Raw genomic sequence first — 18,972 nt, 5'->3', positions numbered from 1 at the left:
GATTCAATCACCTGGTATTCTTAGGTTTTCCTGCTTCATTTTTCAGGCTAAGGTGATCGCCTTATCAGTGAATGGAGAGAAGCATGAAGCCGTCCGTTATCCTCTACAAAGCCTTACCTGATGATTTACTGCAACGCCTGCAAGCACATTTCACCGTTCACCAGGTGACAGACCTCACTCCACAGACCGTCGCGCAAAACGCGGAAATTTTTGCCGAAGCCGAGGGCTTGTTAGGTTCAAATGAAAATGTTGATGCCACGTTGCTGGACAAAATGCCGAAACTGCGTGCCACATCAACTATCTCTGTAGGCTACGACAATTTCGATGTCGATGCGCTTACCGCCCGAAAAATCCTGCTAATGCATACGCCAACCGTATTAACGGAAACGGTGGCCGATACGCTGATGGCATTGGTGCTGTGTACCGCGCGTCGGGTTGTCGAGGTAGCAGAACGCGTAAAAGCAGGCGAATGGACCGCGAGCATTGGCCCGGACTGGTACGGCAGCGACGTGCATCATAAAACTCTTGGCATTGTCGGGATGGGACGGATTGGCATGGCACTGGCACAACGGGCGCACTTTGGCTTCAACATGCCGATTCTCTATAACGCTCGCCGCCACCATAAAGAAGCTGAAGAACGCTTTAACGCCCGTTATTGCGATCTGGATACGCTGTTACAAGAATCGGATTTCGTTTGCCTGATCCTGCCGCTAACTGAAGAAACGCATCACCTGTTTGGCGCTGAACAATTCGCCAAAATGAAATCCTCCGCCATCTTCATTAATGCAGGACGTGGACCGGTGGTTGACGAAAATGCACTGATTGCGGCATTGCAGAAAGGGGAAATTCACGCCGCCGGACTGGATGTCTTCGAACAAGAGCCACTGTCAGTGGATTCACCGCTGCTCTCAATGGCAAATGTCGTCGCAGTCCCACATATTGGTTCTGCTACTCATGAGACGCGTTATGGCATGGCCGCCTGTGCGGTGGATAATTTGATTAATGCGTTACAAGGGAATGTCGAGAAGAACTGTGTGAATCCGCAAGTCGCGGAATAACCGCGACTGCGTGGAGAAAAGCCCGAAAATCTCCCGGGCTTTTACTCTTTATTGGGTTGCAGTTACTGCTGCGGTCCAGGCCTGATTAAACGCCTGATGTTGTGCCGGTAATGGCGCAATCAGTTTGTTATATTCACTCGCCTGCTGCGAAGTCGGGAACTGAATGCCATTCGCCACAAAGCTTACCTGAGTACCCTGCTGGGAAATATAGTCCCCAACCATTACCAGTTGTTGTGTAAAGGTTTGTGCCGCCGGAATCAACGGTTGTAACGCATCAGCCGGTGTCGTCACCACTTTGGTGAATGCCTGATCAAAGACCGGCTTCAGATCATCAGTCTGTTTCAGCGCAGAGTGCGCAGCATCGGCCTGCAACTTCGCATTTTGTAGCTGTTGCGCCAGTACACCCAGCGAACCGTTCATTTCACGCAGCGGACCACTTTGCGTGACATAATCCTGTGGTGCACGAATTGCGTTAACGCTGTCTACAACCGGACGTAGACCGGAATCCATCGCCTGATTCACCTGTTGGGAATAGCCATACAGAATCGCGTAATCAGAGACAAAAGGACCAAATTGTTTTTTCTGATCGGCAGTCAAGGTTGGTAGACGTTCACCGCTACGCATCACTGTATTCTGCAGGAAGTCGATAAACGCTTTACGCTGATCGCCTTCTTTATCAAAACACCCACTCAGGCTAACTACCATTAATAACGCCGCAAGAGGCGCAAACCAGCGAGAGCAGGACTTTCCTGTCGCCATTTTCTTACTCCTTTCACCCAAAAAAAGCGCACAACGACACACGCGTGTCTGACGTGACAAGGATAGTCCAGGACAAGCTTGCAAGATACCCTTTATGCATAATCTTCCTGGGAAAATGATGTAGAAAATGAAGGAAGGTTAATTTGTTGTTTCATTGTTAAAAACAGGCATTGCTATTGCGTTTTTTAGCCAGGACTTTACTTCTCTTAGGTAGGTGAAATTTTCGGAATCTTTACAATCCGGGATTCTGCGAAATATATCGGCATTAATCATATCGTTAGGCAACTATAAGTCACAGTTATTGATAGGCTGAATCGAATCACACTCTGGTTGCTTCCCGCTGAGTCTGTGTTTCCCGACTATTCTTAATGAGCTTCAATGCAATTCACGATCCCGCAGTGTGATTTGAGGAGTTTTCAATGGAATATAAAGATCCAATGCTTGAGCTGTTGAGCAGTCTGGAACAAATTGTTTTTAAAGATGAAACACAGAAGATTACCCTGATGCACAGACCTACGCCCTGTACCGAGATTGAGCAATTACGCAAAGGAACGGGGTTAAAAATTGATGATTTCGCTCGTGTTTTGGGCGTATCCGTTGCGATGGTAAAGGAATGGGAATCCAGACGAGTGAAGCCTTCCAGTGCTGAACTAAAATTAATGCGTCTGATTCAGGCCAATCCGGCATTAAGTAAGCAGTTGATGGAATAGAGTTTTATTAACTTTTTTGATGTTTACGGTCCTGATGACAGGGCCGTTTTCCGACCGATTAATCATAAATTTGAAAAATAATTGTTGCATCCACCTCCAATGCGTGGCTTAATGCACATCAACGGTTTGACGTACAGACCATTAAAGCAGTGTAGTAAGGCAAGTCCCTTCAAGAGTTATCGTTGATACCCCTCGTAGTGCACATTTCCTTTAACGCTTCAAAATCTGTAAAGCACGCCATATCGCCGAAAGGCACACTTAATTATTAAAGGTAATACACTATGTCCGGTAAAATGACTGGTATCGTAAAATGGTTCAACGCTGACAAAGGCTTCGGTTTCATCACTCCTGACGATGGCTCTAAAGACGTGTTCGTACACTTCTCTGCTATCCAGAACGATGGTTACAAATCTCTGGACGAAGGTCAGAAAGTGTCCTTCACCATCGAAAGCGGCGCTAAAGGCCCGGCAGCTGGTAACGTAACCAGCCTGTAATCTCTGCTTAAAAGCACAGAATCTAAGATCCCTGCCATTTGGCGGGGATTTTTTTATTGGAAAAACCGCTTTATATGTAGAGAAGAACAGTCCCAGGAACAATCCATATCCGGCACCGGGATGTGGCAATCGCGACAGGCCGCACCATCACACCCGGAACAATCACAATCATTATTCTTCTTTTTACGTGTAACCTCGTTCAGGTGTTGCTTCTGCCTGATTGTCTGTGCCGCTAGTCGGCAATCTGCAAAACGCTGACGTATCTCGCCCCAGCCTGCAATAACACCTTTCTGTTGAATAATCTCTTTGACCGCTCCCGAACATCCCTGCGTTTGGTGCAACACACTGTAAGCACAGCGGTATCCTTTGCGAGGAGAAAGATGTCGTTGATAAAGCATTATCAACAGTAAAAGCAGTTTATTCATGAAGGCTCCGAACTATTCCTGTTCTCAATTAAAAACCTATTTAATAGCCAAATCCATTCGCATTTTTTAAATAATATTCATCAAGGAAATAAATTAGGGTGCATTGAGAATACCCAACACCGTAAGAAAGGCGGGAATAACTTCCCGCCGAAGACTCTTACTCTTTCAATTTGCAGGCTAAAAACGCCGCCAGCTCATAACTCTCCTGTTTAATATGCAATTCACACAGTGAATCTCTTACCATCCAGGTGAAAAATAAAAGCGTGAAACAAATCACTATTAAAGAAAGTAATCCGTATTTTTGCGGCATTCCCAGCCTCCTGTGTTGATTTCCAACGAGTAAGAGGCTAACCTTATGGTGTTCAGGCATAGAGGTAGCCTCACTTTGATTTATAGTCAGGTGGGGCTTTTCTCTGTCTGCCTTTCGGTGAATACCTGAGACAAACAGTCTCAAGCACCCACAGCTATTCTAGCGTAATAAATTCCTTTCCTCTCCTTAATAAAATCCTAAAAAAATCTCATGAAATTAATATATGAGATAACTTTTATTCAGCAGAAAATTATTAAAGGTAGCTGTATTATTTAGCGATAAAAAAAGCCTGCCAAGTGGCAGGCTATTTAATAACAGTGTTATTACTGCAACAGCGAAATATCCGCAACGCGCAGGAATAATTCGCGCAGTTTTTCCAGCATGGTCAGACGGTTGATACGCAGATCTTTATCATCAACCATGACCATCACTTTATCGAAGAAAGCATCTACCGGTTCACGCAACTCGGCCAGTTCGACCAGCGCATCCTGGTAACGACCTTCAGCAAAGTACGGCTCCAGTTTGTCGCGCAGCACCACAACCTGCATCGCCAGCTTAATTTCTTCCGGCTCTTTCAGGGTAGAGGCATTCACGCGATCGCTCAGCACTTCGGCAGATTTCGCCAGAATGTTGGATACACGTTTGTTCGCCGCCGCCAGTGCAGCCGCCGCATCCAGCGTACGGAAGTGCGATACTGCTTTCATACGAGCATCGAAATCTGCCGGACGAGTCGGACGACGCGCCAGTACCGCCTGGATGGTGTCAACGGTGTAACCTTCGTCCTGATACCAGGCGCGGAAGCGACCAAGCATAAAGTCGATAACGTCATCAACCACGTTGGCGTTGGTCAGCTTATCACCGTACAAGCGCACCGCTTCTTCGGTCAGCGTTTGCAGATCAAGGTTGAGGTTCTTCTCAACGATAATACGCAGCACGCCAAGTGCGGCACGACGCAGCGCAAACGGGTCTTTGTCGCCTTTCGGATGCTGACCAATACCGAAGATACCCGCCAGGGTGTCCATCTTGTCAGCAATCGCCAGCGCACAGGCCACCGGGTTAGACGGCAGGTCATCACCGGCAAAACGCGGCTGATACTGCTCGTTCAGCGCAACAGCGACATCTTCCGCTTCGCCATCGTGACGCGCGTAGTGCATCCCCATAACGCCCTGGGTGTCGGTGAACTCGAAGACCATGTTGGTCATCAGGTCACACTTAGACAGCAGACCCGCACGGGTTGCGTGGTTGACGTCAGCGCCAATCTGTTCAGCAATCCAGCCAGCCAGCGCCTGAATGCGGTCAGTTTTGTCGCGCAGCGTACCCAGCTGTTGCTGGAACAGCACGGTTTGCAGGCGCGGCAGGTTATCTTCCAGACGTTTTTTACGGTCGGTGTTGAAGAAGAACTCGGCATCTGCCAGACGTGGACGAACGACTTTCTCGTTACCGGAGATAATTTGCTGCGGATCTTTCGATTCGATGTTGGCAACGAAGATAAAGTTCGGCAGCAGTTTGCCGTCGTTCGCGTACACCGGGAAGTACTTCTGGTCACCTTTCATAGTGTAAACCAGTGCTTCAGACGGCACAGCGAGGAATTTCTCTTCGAATTTCGCGGTCAGAACAACTGGCCATTCAACCAGAGAAGCCACTTCTTCCAGCAGGTTTTCGCTTAAGTCAGCGTTACCGCCAATCTTACGCGCTGCTTCTTCGGCATCGGCTTTAATCTTCGCCTTACGTTCTTCATAATCGGCGATGACTTTCCCGCGCTCACGCAGAATCTCCGGATACTGATCGGCATTGTCGATAGTGAATTCCGGTTCGCCCATAAAGCGGTGACCGCGAATCACGCGATCGGACTGAATGCCCAGGATCGTCGCCGGAATAACTTTGTCGCCCAGCAGCAGGGTTACGGTGTGAACCGGACGCACGAAGTGTACGTCAGACGCGCCCCAGCGCATCAGTTTCGGGATCGGCAGTTTCGCCAGCGAAGTCGCAACCATATTCGGCAGCAGTGCTTCGGTACTTTCGCCTTTCACGTGGGCGCGATACAGCAGCCATTCACCTTTGTCAGTGGTCAGGCGCTCTGCCTGGTCAACGGTAATACCGCAACCACGCGCCCAACCTTCTGCCGCTTTGCTCGGTTTGCCTTCGGCGTCGAACGCCTGGGCAATTGCCGGGCCACGTTTTTCGATTTCGCGATCCGGCTGTGCTTCCGCCAGGTTAGCTACTTTCAGCGCCAGACGACGCGGAGCAGCAAACCATTGAACGGTGCCGTGTGCGAGGCCAGCGTTATCCAGCTCCGCAGTAAAGTTCGCAGCAAAGGACTCAGCCAGGCTGCGCAGTGCTTTTGGTGGCAGCTCTTCAGTGCCGATTTCCACCAGAAAAGTTTTCTCAGACATAGCCGCCTCTTACTTATCTTTGTTGCACATCGGGAAGCCGAGGGCTTCACGGGAAGCGTAGTATGCTTCTGCCACTGCTTTGGTCAGGGTGCGAATGCGCAGAATGTAGCGCTGACGCTCGGTGACGGAGATGGCTTTACGCGCATCCAGCAGGTTGAAGCTGTGGGCGGCTTTCAGAATACGTTCGTAGGCTGGCAGCGGCAGCGGACTTTCCAGCGCCAGCAGCTGCTGGGCTTCTTTCTCGTACTGCTCGAAGCAGGTGAACAGGAAGTCCACATCCGCGTATTCGAAGTTGTAAGTGGACTGCTCCACTTCGTTCTGATGGAACACGTCGCCGTAGGTGGTTTTACCCAGCGGGCCGTCGCTCCAGACCAGGTCGTAAACGCTGTCTACGCCCTGAATGTACATTGCCAGACGTTCCAGACCGTAGGTGATCTCGCCGGTAACCGGTTTACACTCCAGACCACCAACCTGCTGGAAGTAAGTGAACTGCGTCACTTCCATGCCGTTCAGCCACACTTCCCAGCCCAGCCCCCAGGCACCCAGCGTCGGGTTTTCCCAGTTATCTTCCACGAAACGGATATCGTGGATAGTCGGGTCCATGCCCAGCTCTTTCAGAGAACCGAGGTACAGCTCCTGAATATTGTCCGGCGATGGCTTAATCACCACCTGGAACTGATAGTAGTGCTGTAAACGGTTGGGGTTTTCGCCGTAGCGACCATCGGTCGGGCGACGAGAAGGCTGAACATAAGCAGCCGCCATCGGTTCTGGCCCCAGCGCGCGCAGACAGGTCATTGGGTGAGAGGTTCCCGCGCCGACTTCCATGTCCAATGGTTGAACAATGGTGCAGCCCTGGCGAGCCCAGTAATCCTGTAAGGTCAGGATCAAGCCCTGGAAGGTCCTGGTATCAAACTTTTGCATATTATTTCGTGCTGGATACGTGTGGATTTAAAGGAAGGGATCAGTATACCCGCTGGATGGAAGATATACAGTACGAAACGGGAAAAAGCAGGGCTTAACGCATGGAAAGATGCAAAAAATGGCCATCTGCGTCAAAAGAACAGACAAACTGCTCTTTCCGGAAGGTATAACCACGCATTTCGTAGCTTCCCTGGAACTGTTCAAAGGCAGTGACGTCGATTTTTTGCTCGCCGGTGTTATAACGTTTTGCTGCCTGACCCTTGCACAATGCTTCCATATTCAATGAACGCAGCGGCTCAACCTTTACCCGCTGTGCTTTCTGCTCGGGTGGCGGTGTCGAGCATCCCACTAACACAATAAGTGCCATTGCTGGAAAGAAAGAGTTCATCATCATTAAATTACCGTCTTATTTGCAGGTGAGTCTTATTATTAATATCGGTATAGTGGCTGAATCTAACGAATTTCCTCAAGCCTCTATAAGCTGTAGAGATAAAACTCGGATTATTCCAGTGCACCAGCTGAATGATTTATCGGTCAGACCTTTTTTTAACCAGTTACAGAGACACAGATGCAGCCCAAAATTTATTGGATTGATAACCTGCGAGGGATAGCCTGTTTAATGGTGGTGATGATTCATACTACCACCTGGTATGTAACCAACGCCCATAGCGTTAGCCCCGTAACCTGGGATATCGCGAATGTTCTAAATTCTGCCTCCCGTGTCAGCGTGCCGCTATTTTTCATGATTTCCGGCTATCTCTTTTTTGGCGAACGTAGTGCCCAGCCGCGTCATTTTTTGCGTATTGGCTTATGCCTGCTGTTTTATAGTGTCATCGCGTTGATCTACATTGCGCTTTTTACCGCTATCAATGTGGAGTTAGCGCTGAAAAACCTGCTACAAAAGCCTGTGTTTTATCACTTATGGTTTTTCTTCGCGATTGCGGTGATTTATCTGGTTTCGCCGCTGGTTCAGGTGAAAAACGTTAGCGGTAAAATGTTGCTGGTACTAATGGTGGTGATTGGCATCATCGCTAACCCAAACACAGTGCCACAGAAGATCGACAGCTTCGAATGGCTACCGATTAACTTATATATCAATGGCGATACTTTTTACTACATCCTGTATGGCATGTTGGGCCGCGCCATTGGCATGATGGATACGCAACATAAATCACTGTCGTGGGTGAGCGCCACGCTGTTTGTTGCGGGGGTATTTATTATCTCTCGCGGGACATTATATGAATTACAGTGGCGAGGAAATTTTGCCGATACCTGGTATCTCTATTGCGGACCGATGGTTTTTATCTGTGCAATCGCGTTACTGACGCTGGTAAAAAATACGCTGGATACACGCACTGTTCCCGGGCTTGGGCTGATATCACGCCATTCTTTAGGTATATACGGGTTCCACGCATTGATTATCCATGCGCTGCGTACCCGGGGGATTGAGCTTAAAAACTGGCCAATACTGGATATTATCTGGATCTTCTGCGCCACGCTGGCCACAAGCTTATTACTTTCTGTGCTGGTGCAACGAATCGACCGCAACAGATTCGTAAGTTGAGCAAAAGCCCGGTCACATTGACCGGGCTTACAAGGATTATTCGCTATATTCTTCCTGAACAACCACAGTTTCTTTTGTTGGATTAACTCCAGCATCACGAATATTCTTCTGCACTGCTACTGCACCAAACAAACTTAAAAAGAAGGCCAGACCATAAAACCCTTTTTCGCTGAGTAATAATGTTGCATTCCACAGACCAACTATCAGTAATGCAACAGAAATGATAAAGACAACCAGGCAGGTCATATAATAAATGGATGTAGTGGGGATGCCTTCATATTTGTCCCGCACAGTTTTTTGATAAGATGCGGCTGAAAATAGTCCTAGCACCAGAACAGCAAAGTAATATCCTTTTTCATTTAACTGCATTTCCGCATTCCATAGCCCTAATAAATAGGTAACAATACCGCCGCCAAGCGCTATCCATGACACAATGCTAAATGCTGGAGAATAGGTTGATATTTTGTTTTCCATCACAGTATTCCTTTCATTCCTGAATGTGTAAGAGCTTTATGTTGCTCATGCCGAGCGAAACAAACGCATTTGACCAAACAAGCAGACAAAAAAGGCGATGGGGTAGATCACCATTTCATAAGCATTGATAGGTGCATTTAAAACACCGATAAACAACAGACCGATAGTGATTAACGCAACTAACTGGCAGATGCGAATAAACATGTCATCCAGTTGCCCGAGTTTTTCAGCACGAAGATAAGCATAATTGCCAAACGTTCCCGTCATTAACACACCGAGAAAATAGCCTTTGCCGCTTAACAATGGGCATGAGATCCATAGCCCAACCAGATAAACCAACGCCCCGACAACGAATAATAGTTTTGCCACAGTCTTTGAGGTTTTCATAATGATCTCCGTATCTACCAGCGATACATTACGATTAACCAACGAAAGACAAAACTGAAAAATACCATTAACAAATGATTTTCAGAATAAATTCATATTGAATACTAATGAATTGATAATTTATATAGACAGGAATTATCCCTGCCCGGTCAGGCAGGGGATAAGTTTACGCCATTAGTGGCAGAAGTTGCTGGTAGAGACGACGGAATGTTTCGCGTCGTGGCTGATAAGCGGCATGATGCTGCGCGTTCGGCATATGCGACTGCTCTAACGGCAGTTGCGGCAACAATTCACTGAGTGATTTATCTGGATTCACCGCAATCTGCGCCAACCTTGCAGCGCCCAGTGCTGGCCCTACATCACCACCCGTGCGGTAATCCAACTGCTGACCGCTGATATCCGCCAGCATCTGACGCCAGTACTCACTACGTGCTCCACCACCAATCAGGGTAATACTTTGCGGTTTAATACCGCAGGCGTGCACGACATCCATGCCATCGGCCAGCGCATAACCCACGCCTTCCAGCACTGCTCGCGCCAGTTCATTAGGACCGTGTTGATGGGTCAGGCCAAAGAAAACCCCCTTCGCCTGTGGATTATTGTGCGGAGTACGCTCGCCGGAAAGATAAGGCAAAAACCAGATTGGCTCGGCACTTTCATCTGCCTGTTGCGCAGCTGCAATTAAGGCTGGAACATTGCTCAGGCCGGTTAATTTCGCGGCCCAATCCAGACACGATGCCGCACTCAACATCACCGACATTAAATGCCAACGCTGTGGTAATGCATGGCAAAAGCTGTGTACGGCGCTTTCCGGCTTGCTTAAGAACCCTTCGCTCACCGCAAAATAAACACCAGAAGTTCCCAGCGACAGCATTGCCTGGTTGGCATCAACCATACCCACACCAACCGCGCCAGCCGCATTATCGCCGCCGCCCGCTACAACGGGCACTGCCGCCATTCCCCATGCTTTTGCCACCTCGGGAAGCAAAGTCCCAGTAACTTCACTGCCTTCGTATAATGCTGGCATCTGGTCACGGGACAGCTGGCAAGCTTGCAGCATGACATCACTCCAGTCACGCTTCGCGACATCCAGCCACATGGTGCCTGCCGCATCAGACATATCACTGGCAAACTCTCCGGTCATACGCAGACGCAAATAATCTTTTGGCAATAAAACTTTGTCTACCTGACGGAATATATCTGGCTCATGGCGTTGCACCCACAGCAGCTTAGGCGCGGTAAATCCGGGCATCATCAGGTTGCCGGTTATAGCGCGCGAATCCGGGACTCGTGCTTCAAGCAAAGCGCACTCTTGCGCACAGCGCCCGTCATTCCACAAAATCGCTGGACGTAATACCTGCTGCCGAGCATCAAGTAACGTTGCTCCGTGCATCTGTCCGGCAATACCTAACGCCTTAACCTCTTGCAAAGAACATTGTCGCGCAAGTGTTCTCACTGCACGATCAGTTGCCTGCCACCACTGTTCCGGGTCTTGTTCCGACCAGAGGGGATGTGGGCGCGAAACGGTTAGTTTTTCTGTTTGTGAAGCAATTACCTCACCCTGTTTGTTGAGCAGAATGACTTTCACGCCCGATGTGCCAAGATCTATCCCGATATACATAGCGATCGTTCCTTAAAAAATGCCCGGTATCGCTACCGATAACCGGGCCAACGGACTGCACAGTTAGCCGTTATTTGTCGAACAGATAATGGTTTACCAGATTTTCTAACTGCTCCTGGCGACCACTCTGATGCACCGGTGCAAGATTATGTTCCTGGGCATATTTTGCTAAATCCGCCAGTGACATTTGGCCTTTCAGAATTTGCTGGCCCAGTTCGCTATTCCAGCCGGAATAACGTTGCGCTACGCGTTTATCCAGCTCACCGTCTTCAATCATGCGTGCTGCAATTTTCAGCGCCAGTGCCATCGTATCCATCGCGCCAATATGACCGTAGAACAGGTCATATTTATCGGTGCTCTGACGACGTACTTTGGCATCGAAATTCAAACCACCGGTGGTAAAACCGCCCGCTTTGAGAATTTCATACATCACCAGCGCATTTTCTTCCACGCTGTTCGGGAACTGGTCGGTATCCCAGCCCAACTGCGCGTCACCACGGTTAGCATCGACAGAACCGAACAGACCAAGCGCAATGGCGGTGGCAATTTCATGGTGGAAAGAGTGCCCCGCCAACGTTGCATGGTTTGCTTCAATATTCAGTTTAATCTCTTTTTCCAGGCCAAACTGCTTCAGGAAGCCGTAGACCGTCGCGGCATCGTAATCATATTGATGTTTGGTCGGCTCTTGCGGTTTCGGTTCGATAAGCAGGGTACCCTGGAAACCGATTTTATGTTTATGATCAACCACCATCTGCATAAAGCGGCCAATCTGTTCACGCTCCTGACGCAAATCGGTATTCAGCAGCGTTTCGTAACCTTCGCGACCGCCCCACAATACATAGTTTTCACCACCCAGTTTATGCGTCGCTTCCATCGCCGTAACGACTTGTGTTGCTGCCCAGCTGAAAACTTCCGGGTCGGGATTCGTAGCTGCGCCCGCACCATAACGTGGGTTAGTAAAGCAGTTAGCGGTTCCCCACAGCAGTTTCACGCCGCTCTCTTCTTGTTTACCTGCCAGCACATCGACCATTTGCGCAAAGTTATTGATGTACTCTTTTAACGATGCGCCTTCCGGGGAAACGTCCACATCGTGGAAGCAATAAAAAGGCACATGTAATTTGTGGAAAAACTCAAATGCGACATCTGCTTTACGCTTCGCCAATGCCAGCGCCTCGCCAGGTTGCTGCCAGGGACGGTTAAACGCGCCTACGCCAAACATATCCGCCCCGTTCCAGCAGAAGGTGTGCCAGTAGCAAGCAGCAAAACGCAAATGGTCTTCCATACGCTTACCCAACACCAATTCGTCGGGGTTGTAGTGACGGAATGCTAACGGGTTAGAGGATTTCGGGCCTTCATAACGAACGCGATCGAGCTGGTCAAAATAAGCTTGCATAATGAACTCCATAATCAGGTAATGCCGCGGGTAATGGATGATGTCGTAATATTGGGCACTCCCTTTAAGTTGCTCAATTATGTTATTTCACACTGCTATTGAGATAATTCACAAGTGTGCGCTCGCTCGCAAAATAAAATGGAATGATGAAATTGGGTAATTACTCGAAGAGAAAAATGCAACAAATTCGATTAACCAACAAAAATAAGATCTCGGTCATAAATCAAGAAATAAACGAAAAATCGTAATCGAAAGATAAAAATCTGTAATTGTTTTCCCCCATTTAGTTGCTAAAAATTGGTCACGTTTAACGCGGTGATTGTTACTTTTTAAAGCTACCCTCTAACAAAAGAAGGCCTCTGAACCATGAAAATAAAGAACATTTTACTCACCCTGTGCACCTCACTTCTGCTAACCAACGTTGCGGCACATGCTAAAGAAGTCAAAATTGGTATGGCTATTGATGATCTCCGTCTTGAGCGCTGGCAGAAAGACCGGGATATTTTCGTGAAAAAAGCTGAATCTCTCGGCGCAAAAGTATTTGTGCAGTCTGCAAATGGCAACGAAGAAACTCAAATGTCGCAGATTGAAAACATGATTAACCGGGGAGTCGATGTTCTTGTCATTATTCCGTATAACGGACAGGTATTAAGTAACGTTGTAAAAGAAGCAAAACAAGAAGGCATTAAAGTATTAGCTTACGACCGCATGATTAATGATGCTGATATCGACTTTTATATTTCTTTCGATAACGAAAAAGTGGGCGAACTACAAGCAAAAGCGCTGGTCGATATCGTCCCGCAAGGAAATTATTTCCTGATGGGCGGCTCTCCGGTGGATAACAACGCTAAGCTTTTCCGCGCCGGGCAAATGAAAGTATTAAAACCTTACGTCGACTCCGGGAAAATTAAAGTCGTAGGCGACCAATGGGTTGATGGCTGGTTACCAGAAAACGCACTGAAAATTATGGAAAACGCGTTGACCGCCAACAATAACAAAATTGACGCTGTTGTTGCTTCTAACGATGCTACTGCTGGCGGGGCTATTCAGGCATTAAGCGCGCAAGGTTTGTCAGGGAAAGTCGCCATTTCCGGTCAGGATGCGGATCTCGCCGGCATTAAACGTATTGCTGCGGGTACGCAAACCATGACGGTGTATAAACCGATTACTCTTCTGGCAAATACTGCCGCGGAAATTGCCGTTGAACTGGGTAACGCTCAACAACCTAAAGCAGATACCACGCTGAATAATGGGCTGAAAGATGTTCCATCCCGCCTGCTGACACCTATTGATGTGAATAAAAACAACATCAAAGACACGGTGATTAAAGACGGTTTCCACAAGGAGAGCGAGCTTTAAGCGTTACGTCCCTGTCGACAACGGGGACGTGATTTCTCTCCATGCCGCATGAACTGATTGGCTTAGGTGGAGTCGTTATGTCTTATCTACTTGAAATGAAGAGCATTACCAAAACTTTCGGCAGCGTAAAGGCGATAGATAACGTCAGTTTACGGCTAAATGCTGGTGAGATCGTCTCACTTTGCGGTGAGAACGGTTCTGGTAAATCAACATTAATGAAAGTGCTATGCGGAATTTATCCCTTTGGCAGTTACGAAGGCGAAATTACTTTTGCTGGTGAAGTAATACAGGCAAGTCACATCCGCGATACCGAACGCAAAGGTATTGCCATCATTCACCAGGAATTAGCATTGGTGAAAGAGTTGACCGTGCTGGAAAATATCTTTCTTGGCAATGAGATAACCCGCAATGGGGTCATGGATTATGACCTGATGACGCTACGCTGTCAGAAACTGTTAGCGCAAGTCAGCTTATCCATTTCACCAGATACCCGCGTGGGTGATTTAGGGCTTGGGCAACAACAACTCGTTGAAATTGCCAAGGCACTAAATAAACAGGTGCGTTTATTAATTCTCGATGAACCAACAGCCTCATTAACTGAGCTGGAAACCACAGTTTTACTGGATATTATTCGCGATCTGCAACAACACGGCATCGCATGTATCTATATTTCTCACAAGCTCAACGAAGTCAAAGCGATTTCCGACACAATTTGTGTTATTCGCGACGGTCAGCACATAGGTACGCGTGATGCAGCCGGAATGAGCGAAGACGATATTATCACCATGATGGTTGGGCGAGAATTAACGGCACTGTACCCAAACGAACCACATACCACTGGCGATGAAATATTACGTATAGAACATCTGACGGCATGGCATCCGGTTAATCGTCATATTAAACGGGTTAACGATGTCTCGTTTTCCCTGAAACGTGGCGAAATACTGGGGATTGCTGGACTGGTCGGCGCTGGTCGCACCGAAACTATTCAATGCCTTTTTGGCGTTTGGCCCGGACAATGGGAAGGGAAAATCTATATTGATGGCAAACAAGTGGATATTCGTAATTGCCAGCACGCCATCTCCCAGGGTATTGCAATGGTGCCAGAAGATAGAAAGCGTGATGGCATCGTTCCGGTAATGGCAGTTGGTAAAAATATTACCCTCGCCGCACTCAGTAAATTTACCGGGGGTATTAGCCAGCTTGATGATGCCGCAGAGCAAAAATGTATTCTGGAATCAATCCAGCGACTCAAAGTGAAAACGTCGTCTCCGGAACTTGCTATTGGACGTTTAAGCGGCGGCAATCAACAAAAAGCGATCCTGGCACGCTGTCTGTTACTCAACCCGCGCATTCTCATTCTTGATGAACCTACCAGGGGTATCGATATTGGCGCGAAATACGAGATCTACAAATTAATTAACCAACTCGTCCAGCAGGGTATCGCCGTTATTGTCATCTCTTCTGAATTACCTGAAGTACTTGGTCTTAGCGATCGCGTACTGGTGATGCATGAAGGAAAACTAAAAGCCAACCTGATAAATCATAACCTGACTCAGGAGCAGGTGATGGAAGCCGCATTGAGGAGCGAACATCATGTCGAAAAGCAATCCGTCTGAAGTGAAATTAGCCGTACCGACATCCGGTGGCTTCTCTGTGCTGAAGTCACTGAATTTACAAGTCTTCGTGATGATTGCAGCAATCATCGCCATCATGCTGTTCTTTACCTGGACTACTGACGGCGCCTATTTAAGCGCCCGTAACGTCTCCAACTTGCTGCGCCAGACCGCGATTACCGGCATCCTTGCGGTAGGGATGGTGTTCGTCATAATTTCTGCCGAAATCGACCTCTCGGTCGGCTCGATGATGGGGCTATTAGGCGGCGTCGCCGCTATCTGCGACGTCTGGTTAGGCTGGCCTCTGCCGCTCACCATTATTGTGACGCTGGTTCTGGGCCTGCTTCTCGGCGCATGGAATGGATGGTGGGTCGCGTACCGCAAAGTGCCTTCATTTATTGTCACTCTGGCGGGCATGTTGGCATTTCGCGGCATCCTCATTGGCATCACTAACGGTACGACGGTTTCCCCCACCAGCGCCGCGATGTCACAAATTGGACAGAGCTATCTACCCGCCAGCACCGGTTTCATTATTGGCGCGCTTGGCTTAATGGCTTTTGTCGGCTGGCAGTGGCGTGGAAGAATGCGCCGACAAGCTTTGGGTTTACAGTCTCCGGCATCTACAGCGGTGGTCGGTCGCCAGGCTTTGACCGCCATCATCGTATTAGGCGCAATCTGGCTACTGAATGATTACCGTGGCGTTCCTACTCCTGTCCTGCTGCTGACGTTGCTGTTACTCGGCGACATGTTTATGGCAACAAGGACAGCTTTCGGGCGGCGCATTTACGCTATTGGTGGCAATCTGGAAGCGGCGCGACTCTCCGGGATTAACGTAGAACGCACCAAACTTGTCGTGTTTGCTATCAACGGTTTGATGGTGGCCATCGCGGGGTTAATCCTCAGTTCACGGCTTGGCGCAGGCTCGCCTTCTGCCGGTAATATCGCCGAACTGGATGCCATTGCAGCCTGCGTGATTGGCGGCACCAGTCTGGCTGGCGGCGTAGGGAGTGTTGCGGGGGCTGTGATGGGGGCATTCATCATGGCTTCGCTGGATAACGGCATGAGTATGATGGATGTTCCGACCTTCTGGCAGTATATCGTCAAAGGTGCGATTCTGTTGCTGGCAGTATGGATGGATTCCGCAACCAAACGCCGTTCCTGATTTTGATAAAAATTTTCTCAAAACCGGTAACGTGTTGCCGGTTTTGAGTTTTTGCATGATTCAGCAGGAAAAGAACCATGTTTACTAAACGTCACCGAATCACATTACTGTTCAATGCTAATAAAGCCTATGACCGTCAAGTTGTAGAAGGTGTGGGGGAATATTTACAGGCGTCACAATCGGAATGGGATATTTTCATTGAAGAAGATTTCCGCGCCCGCATTGATAAAATCAAGGACTGGTTAGGAGATGGCGTTATTGCCGACTTTGACGATAAACAAATCGAGCAAGCGTTGGCTGATGTCGACGTCCCCATTGTCGGGGTTGGCGGCTCGTATCACCTGGCAGAAAGCTATCCGCCCGTACATTACATTGCCACTGATAACTATGCGCTGGTTGAAAGCGCATTTTTGCATTTAAAAGAAAAAGGCGTTAACCGCTTTGCTTTTTATGGTCTGCCGGAGTCGAGTGGCAAAAGATGGGCAGCCGAACGCGAATATGCTTTTCGCCAGCTTGTCGCCGAAGAAAAGTACCGTGGTGTCGTTTATCAGGGACTGGAAACTGCGCCAGAAAACTGGCAGCACGCGCAAAACCGGTTGGCCGACTGGTTGCAAACGCTGCCACCGCAAACCGGGATTATTGCCGTTACTGACGCCCGGGCGCGGCATATTCTGCAAGTTTGCGAGCATCTGCATATTCCCGTACCGGAAAAATTATGCGTAATTGGCATCGATAACGAAGAGCTGACCCGCTATCTTTCTCGCGTCGCGCTTTCTTCGGTTGCCCAGGGTGCACGGCAAATGGGCTATCAGGCGGCAAAACTTCTGCATCGGTTGTTAGATAAAGAAGCGATGCCGTTGCAGCGGATTTTGGTCCCGCCAGTACGCGTCATTGAACGACGTTCTACGGATTACCGTTCGTTGACCGACCCGGCTGTTATTCAGGCCATGCATTACATCCGCAATCACGCCTGCAAAGGGATTAAAGTGGATCAGGTACTGGACGCTGTCGGCATATCACGCTCCAATCTTGAGAAGCGTTTTAAAGAAGAGGTGGGCGAAACCATACACGCAATGATTCATGCCGAGAAGCTGGAGAAAGCGCGCAGCCTGCTAATTTCAACAACCTTATCAATCAACGAGATATCGCAAATGTGCGGTTATCCATCGTTGCAATATTTCTACTCTGTATTTAAAAAAGCATATGACACAACGCCGAAAGAGTATCGCGATGTAAACAGCGAGGTCCTGCTGTAGCAGGAGGAGAAAAGCCGCCAGGCATGATAAGACGCGCCAGCGTCGCATCAGGTAACGCAGCACAACCACCTGATGCGAGCAAAAGCCTTATCCGACCAACAAGTCGGATAAGGCTCGAGGGAATACAATTACATATGCGCAGCGATTAACCGCTGGTTATCCTGGTACATCGCGAACAGGTAGTTGTTATAACTCTGTCCCTTCGTTGAATAACCTTTCAGCTTATGAATCATCGCTGTGGCGGTGATTTCCTGATCAGCTTTACGCAATTGTGCACGTGATTTACGGAACGAAGCGTAAGCCGGGTGCGTATTCAGGTTAGTGACATAGGCGCTCACCGATTCTTTGACAGAACTGAACTGTGAGTAGCCTTTCACTTTACCCGGTGCATTGGTACAACGCCCTTTCATGCACTTCATGCCAAACAGGTTGTTGTTGTTACGCGCCAGCTTCGACGTACCCCAACCACTTTCTGCCGCAGCCATCGTCGCCACCATACTGGTCGGGATAATGTCTACGCGTTCAAGCAGCGTATTCCACGGGATTTTTCGTGTATTACCAGACCACTTCACCTTATAGCGTTTGGCGATGTCTTTCAGACGCGCACGCTCTGCAGGCGACCATTGGCCCTGGTACTGTTTTGAAATCAGCCAGTTACGTTCCGCCGTAATGGCAGCATTTTGGCTGGTAATGTAAGGCATTACGGTCCGGAGAAACGCTTTTTTCCTTGGTGTTCCGGAAGGGTATTTTCGCAAATCAGGAAGTGAACTGCTCTTTGCACTATTGCGAGAATACTCTTGTTTACTGCTTACCTGTTTATTACTAGCTTTGGTTATGTGGGACTTTTGACTCGCTGTTGTCGTGTGCGTTTTCGCTAACACCTCACTCGAAAACATCAGAGTGAGTAACATAAGAATCATCGCCCCATATCGTCGTATGGGAGTCAAAATCATCAGTTCTCCTGGTCGGATTTAATCATTCCAACACCTTATATTTTTCACAAATTTGAGAGTTGAATCTCAAATCATATCAAAAATAGCTGTCAAGAGCACCCCAAGGAATAGTCCAAA

The 18,972-nt window shown here is 48.5% G+C and carries 20 protein-coding genes; 9 read left to right on the top strand and 11 right to left on the bottom strand.

The window, feature by feature from the left end:
• Window positions 1–83 precede the first annotated feature (83 nt).
• Window positions 84–1,058, top strand: coding sequence for a glyoxylate/hydroxypyruvate reductase GhrB (gene ghrB / locus FEK50_RS16985; RefSeq protein ID WP_131161477.1), 975 nt, complete (start codon window positions 84–86; stop codon window positions 1,056–1,058).
• Window positions 1,059–1,106: 48 nt separating this feature from the next.
• On the opposite strand, the gene FEK50_RS16980 is transcribed toward ghrB, so the two are convergent.
• Window positions 1,107–1,817 carry a DUF3053 domain-containing protein gene (locus tag FEK50_RS16980; RefSeq protein WP_130210058.1) on the bottom strand — a complete coding sequence of 237 codons (711 nt, stop codon included), beginning with the start codon at window positions 1,815–1,817 and terminating at the stop codon, window positions 1,107–1,109.
• 419 nt (window positions 1,818–2,236) lie between these two features.
• Between FEK50_RS16980 and FEK50_RS16975 the strand changes: the two genes are divergently transcribed.
• Together FEK50_RS16975 and cspA are read left to right on the top strand one after the other, a co-directional pair.
• Window positions 2,237–2,527, top strand: a complete 291-nt coding sequence (locus FEK50_RS16975) for an HTH-type transcriptional regulator (protein ID WP_130210056.1) — start codon at window positions 2,237–2,239, stop codon at window positions 2,525–2,527.
• A gap of 281 nt (window positions 2,528–2,808) precedes the next feature.
• A complete protein-coding gene (gene cspA / locus FEK50_RS16970) occupies window positions 2,809–3,021 on the top strand; it encodes an RNA chaperone/antiterminator CspA (protein WP_000014594.1) in 213 nt (70 codons plus the stop codon).
• 53 nt (window positions 3,022–3,074) lie between these two features.
• On the opposite strand, the gene yidD is transcribed toward cspA, so the two are convergent.
• Window positions 3,075–3,446, bottom strand: a complete 372-nt coding sequence (gene yidD / locus FEK50_RS16965) for a membrane protein insertion efficiency factor YidD (protein WP_131161476.1) — start codon at window positions 3,444–3,446, stop codon at window positions 3,075–3,077.
• Between the two features lie 109 nt (window positions 3,447–3,555).
• On the opposite strand from yidD, the gene FEK50_RS24555 reads away from it, so the two are divergent.
• Window positions 3,556–3,627 carry a hypothetical protein gene (locus tag FEK50_RS24555; RefSeq protein ID WP_240780253.1) on the top strand — a complete coding sequence of 24 codons (72 nt, stop codon included), beginning with the start codon at window positions 3,556–3,558 and terminating at the stop codon, window positions 3,625–3,627.
• On the opposite strand, the gene hokA is transcribed toward FEK50_RS24555, so the two are convergent.
• The 4 genes from hokA to FEK50_RS16945 all read right to left on the bottom strand — a co-directional run bounded on the left by hokA (window position 3,604) and on the right by FEK50_RS16945 (window position 7,464).
• Window positions 3,604–3,756 (bottom strand): type I toxin-antitoxin system toxin HokA, encoded by a 153-nt coding sequence (gene hokA / locus FEK50_RS16960; RefSeq protein ID WP_131161475.1) that lies wholly within the window; start codon window positions 3,754–3,756, stop codon window positions 3,604–3,606. The two genes, FEK50_RS24555 and hokA, sit on opposite strands and share 24 nt — an antisense overlap.
• 323 nt (window positions 3,757–4,079) lie before the next feature.
• Window positions 4,080–6,149, bottom strand: coding sequence for a glycine--tRNA ligase subunit beta (gene glyS, locus FEK50_RS16955; RefSeq protein ID WP_130210052.1), 2,070 nt, complete (start codon window positions 6,147–6,149; stop codon window positions 4,080–4,082).
• Between the two features lie 9 nt (window positions 6,150–6,158).
• The gene (gene glyQ / locus FEK50_RS16950; RefSeq protein WP_001168547.1) at window positions 6,159–7,070 is read right to left on the bottom strand and encodes a glycine--tRNA ligase subunit alpha; all 912 of its coding nucleotides are present in this window, start codon (window positions 7,068–7,070) and stop codon (window positions 6,159–6,161) included.
• A 94-nt stretch (window positions 7,071–7,164) separates the two neighbouring features.
• Window positions 7,165–7,464: a YsaB family lipoprotein gene (locus tag FEK50_RS16945; RefSeq protein WP_130210050.1), complete on the bottom strand. Its 300-nt coding sequence runs from the start codon at window positions 7,462–7,464 to the stop codon at window positions 7,165–7,167.
• A gap of 174 nt (window positions 7,465–7,638) precedes the next feature.
• Between FEK50_RS16945 and wecH the strand changes: the two genes are divergently transcribed.
• Window positions 7,639–8,634, top strand: coding sequence for an O-acetyltransferase WecH (gene wecH, locus FEK50_RS16940; RefSeq protein WP_131161474.1), 996 nt, complete (start codon window positions 7,639–7,641; stop codon window positions 8,632–8,634).
• A gap of 36 nt (window positions 8,635–8,670) precedes the next feature.
• On the opposite strand, the gene yiaA is transcribed toward wecH, so the two are convergent.
• The 4 genes from yiaA to xylA all read right to left on the bottom strand — a co-directional run bounded on the left by yiaA (window position 8,671) and on the right by xylA (window position 12,509).
• A complete protein-coding gene (gene yiaA / locus FEK50_RS16935; RefSeq protein ID WP_130210046.1) occupies window positions 8,671–9,108 on the bottom strand; it encodes an inner membrane protein YiaA in 438 nt (145 codons plus the stop codon).
• A 45-nt stretch (window positions 9,109–9,153) separates the two neighbouring features.
• A complete protein-coding gene (gene yiaB / locus FEK50_RS16930) occupies window positions 9,154–9,495 on the bottom strand; it encodes an inner membrane protein YiaB (protein ID WP_130210044.1) in 342 nt (113 codons plus the stop codon).
• Window positions 9,496–9,661: 166 nt separating this feature from the next.
• A complete protein-coding gene (gene xylB / locus FEK50_RS16925) occupies window positions 9,662–11,116 on the bottom strand; it encodes a xylulokinase (protein ID WP_131161473.1) in 1,455 nt (484 codons plus the stop codon).
• A gap of 70 nt (window positions 11,117–11,186) precedes the next feature.
• Window positions 11,187–12,509 carry a xylose isomerase gene (gene xylA / locus FEK50_RS16920; RefSeq protein WP_130260109.1) on the bottom strand — a complete coding sequence of 441 codons (1,323 nt, stop codon included), beginning with the start codon at window positions 12,507–12,509 and terminating at the stop codon, window positions 11,187–11,189.
• A 366-nt stretch (window positions 12,510–12,875) separates the two neighbouring features.
• On the opposite strand from xylA, the gene xylF reads away from it, so the two are divergent.
• From xylF to xylR, 4 genes are all read left to right on the top strand, one after another.
• Complete coding sequence (gene xylF / locus FEK50_RS16915; protein WP_131161472.1) at window positions 12,876–13,868, top strand: D-xylose ABC transporter substrate-binding protein; 993 nt, start codon at window positions 12,876–12,878, stop codon at window positions 13,866–13,868.
• 77 nt (window positions 13,869–13,945) lie between these two features.
• The gene (xylG, locus tag FEK50_RS16910) at window positions 13,946–15,487 is read left to right on the top strand and encodes a D-xylose ABC transporter ATP-binding protein (protein ID WP_131161471.1); all 1,542 of its coding nucleotides are present in this window, start codon (window positions 13,946–13,948) and stop codon (window positions 15,485–15,487) included.
• The gene (gene xylH, locus FEK50_RS16905) at window positions 15,465–16,646 is read left to right on the top strand and encodes a xylose ABC transporter permease XylH (protein WP_131161470.1); all 1,182 of its coding nucleotides are present in this window, start codon (window positions 15,465–15,467) and stop codon (window positions 16,644–16,646) included. Before xylG ends, xylH begins: the two co-directional genes overlap by 23 nt.
• A 77-nt stretch (window positions 16,647–16,723) precedes the next feature.
• Complete coding sequence (gene xylR / locus FEK50_RS16900; protein WP_130210034.1) at window positions 16,724–17,902, top strand: D-xylose utilization transcriptional activator XylR; 1,179 nt, start codon at window positions 16,724–16,726, stop codon at window positions 17,900–17,902.
• A 128-nt stretch (window positions 17,903–18,030) separates the two neighbouring features.
• Here xylR and FEK50_RS16895 read toward each other — a convergent pair whose 3' ends face one another.
• Entirely contained in the window at window positions 18,031–18,855 is an 825-nt protein-coding gene (locus FEK50_RS16895) for a protein bax (protein ID WP_130210032.1), read from the bottom strand.
• Window positions 18,856–18,972 lie beyond the last annotated feature (117 nt).

This window comes from Escherichia sp. E2586, from assembly GCF_005781105.1.
Taxonomy (GTDB): domain Bacteria; phylum Pseudomonadota; class Gammaproteobacteria; order Enterobacterales; family Enterobacteriaceae; genus Escherichia.
This window is presented reverse-complemented; position numbering and strand designations above follow the sequence as displayed.

Excerpts from the sequence above, each read along its gene's own strand:
- ghrB (WP_131161477.1), top strand. The coding sequence starts at position 84 with ATGAAGCCGTCCGTTATCCTCTACAAAGCCTTACCTGATGATTTACTG.
- FEK50_RS16980 (WP_130210058.1), bottom strand. The coding sequence starts at position 1,817 with ATGGCGACAGGAAAGTCCTGCTCTCGCTGGTTTGCGCCTCTTGCGGCG.
- FEK50_RS16975 (WP_130210056.1), top strand. The coding sequence starts at position 2,237 with ATGGAATATAAAGATCCAATGCTTGAGCTGTTGAGCAGTCTGGAACAA.
- cspA (WP_000014594.1), top strand. The coding sequence starts at position 2,809 with ATGTCCGGTAAAATGACTGGTATCGTAAAATGGTTCAACGCTGACAAA.
- yidD (WP_131161476.1), bottom strand. The coding sequence starts at position 3,446 with ATGAATAAACTGCTTTTACTGTTGATAATGCTTTATCAACGACATCTT.
- hokA (WP_131161475.1), bottom strand. The coding sequence starts at position 3,756 with ATGCCGCAAAAATACGGATTACTTTCTTTAATAGTGATTTGTTTCACG.
- glyS (WP_130210052.1), bottom strand. The coding sequence starts at position 6,149 with ATGTCTGAGAAAACTTTTCTGGTGGAAATCGGCACTGAAGAGCTGCCA.
- glyQ (WP_001168547.1), bottom strand. The coding sequence starts at position 7,070 with ATGCAAAAGTTTGATACCAGGACCTTCCAGGGCTTGATCCTGACCTTA.
- FEK50_RS16945 (WP_130210050.1), bottom strand. The coding sequence starts at position 7,464 with ATGATGATGAACTCTTTCTTTCCAGCAATGGCACTTATTGTGTTAGTG.
- wecH (WP_131161474.1), top strand. The coding sequence starts at position 7,639 with ATGCAGCCCAAAATTTATTGGATTGATAACCTGCGAGGGATAGCCTGT.
- yiaA (WP_130210046.1), bottom strand. The coding sequence starts at position 9,108 with ATGGAAAACAAAATATCAACCTATTCTCCAGCATTTAGCATTGTGTCA.
- yiaB (WP_130210044.1), bottom strand. The coding sequence starts at position 9,495 with ATGAAAACCTCAAAGACTGTGGCAAAACTATTATTCGTTGTCGGGGCG.
- xylB (WP_131161473.1), bottom strand. The coding sequence starts at position 11,116 with ATGTATATCGGGATAGATCTTGGCACATCGGGCGTGAAAGTCATTCTG.
- xylA (WP_130260109.1), bottom strand. The coding sequence starts at position 12,509 with ATGCAAGCTTATTTTGACCAGCTCGATCGCGTTCGTTATGAAGGCCCG.
- xylF (WP_131161472.1), top strand. The coding sequence starts at position 12,876 with ATGAAAATAAAGAACATTTTACTCACCCTGTGCACCTCACTTCTGCTA.
- xylG (WP_131161471.1), top strand. The coding sequence starts at position 13,946 with ATGTCTTATCTACTTGAAATGAAGAGCATTACCAAAACTTTCGGCAGC.
- xylH (WP_131161470.1), top strand. The coding sequence starts at position 15,465 with ATGTCGAAAAGCAATCCGTCTGAAGTGAAATTAGCCGTACCGACATCC.
- xylR (WP_130210034.1), top strand. The coding sequence starts at position 16,724 with ATGTTTACTAAACGTCACCGAATCACATTACTGTTCAATGCTAATAAA.
- FEK50_RS16895 (WP_130210032.1), bottom strand. The coding sequence starts at position 18,855 with ATGATTTTGACTCCCATACGACGATATGGGGCGATGATTCTTATGTTA.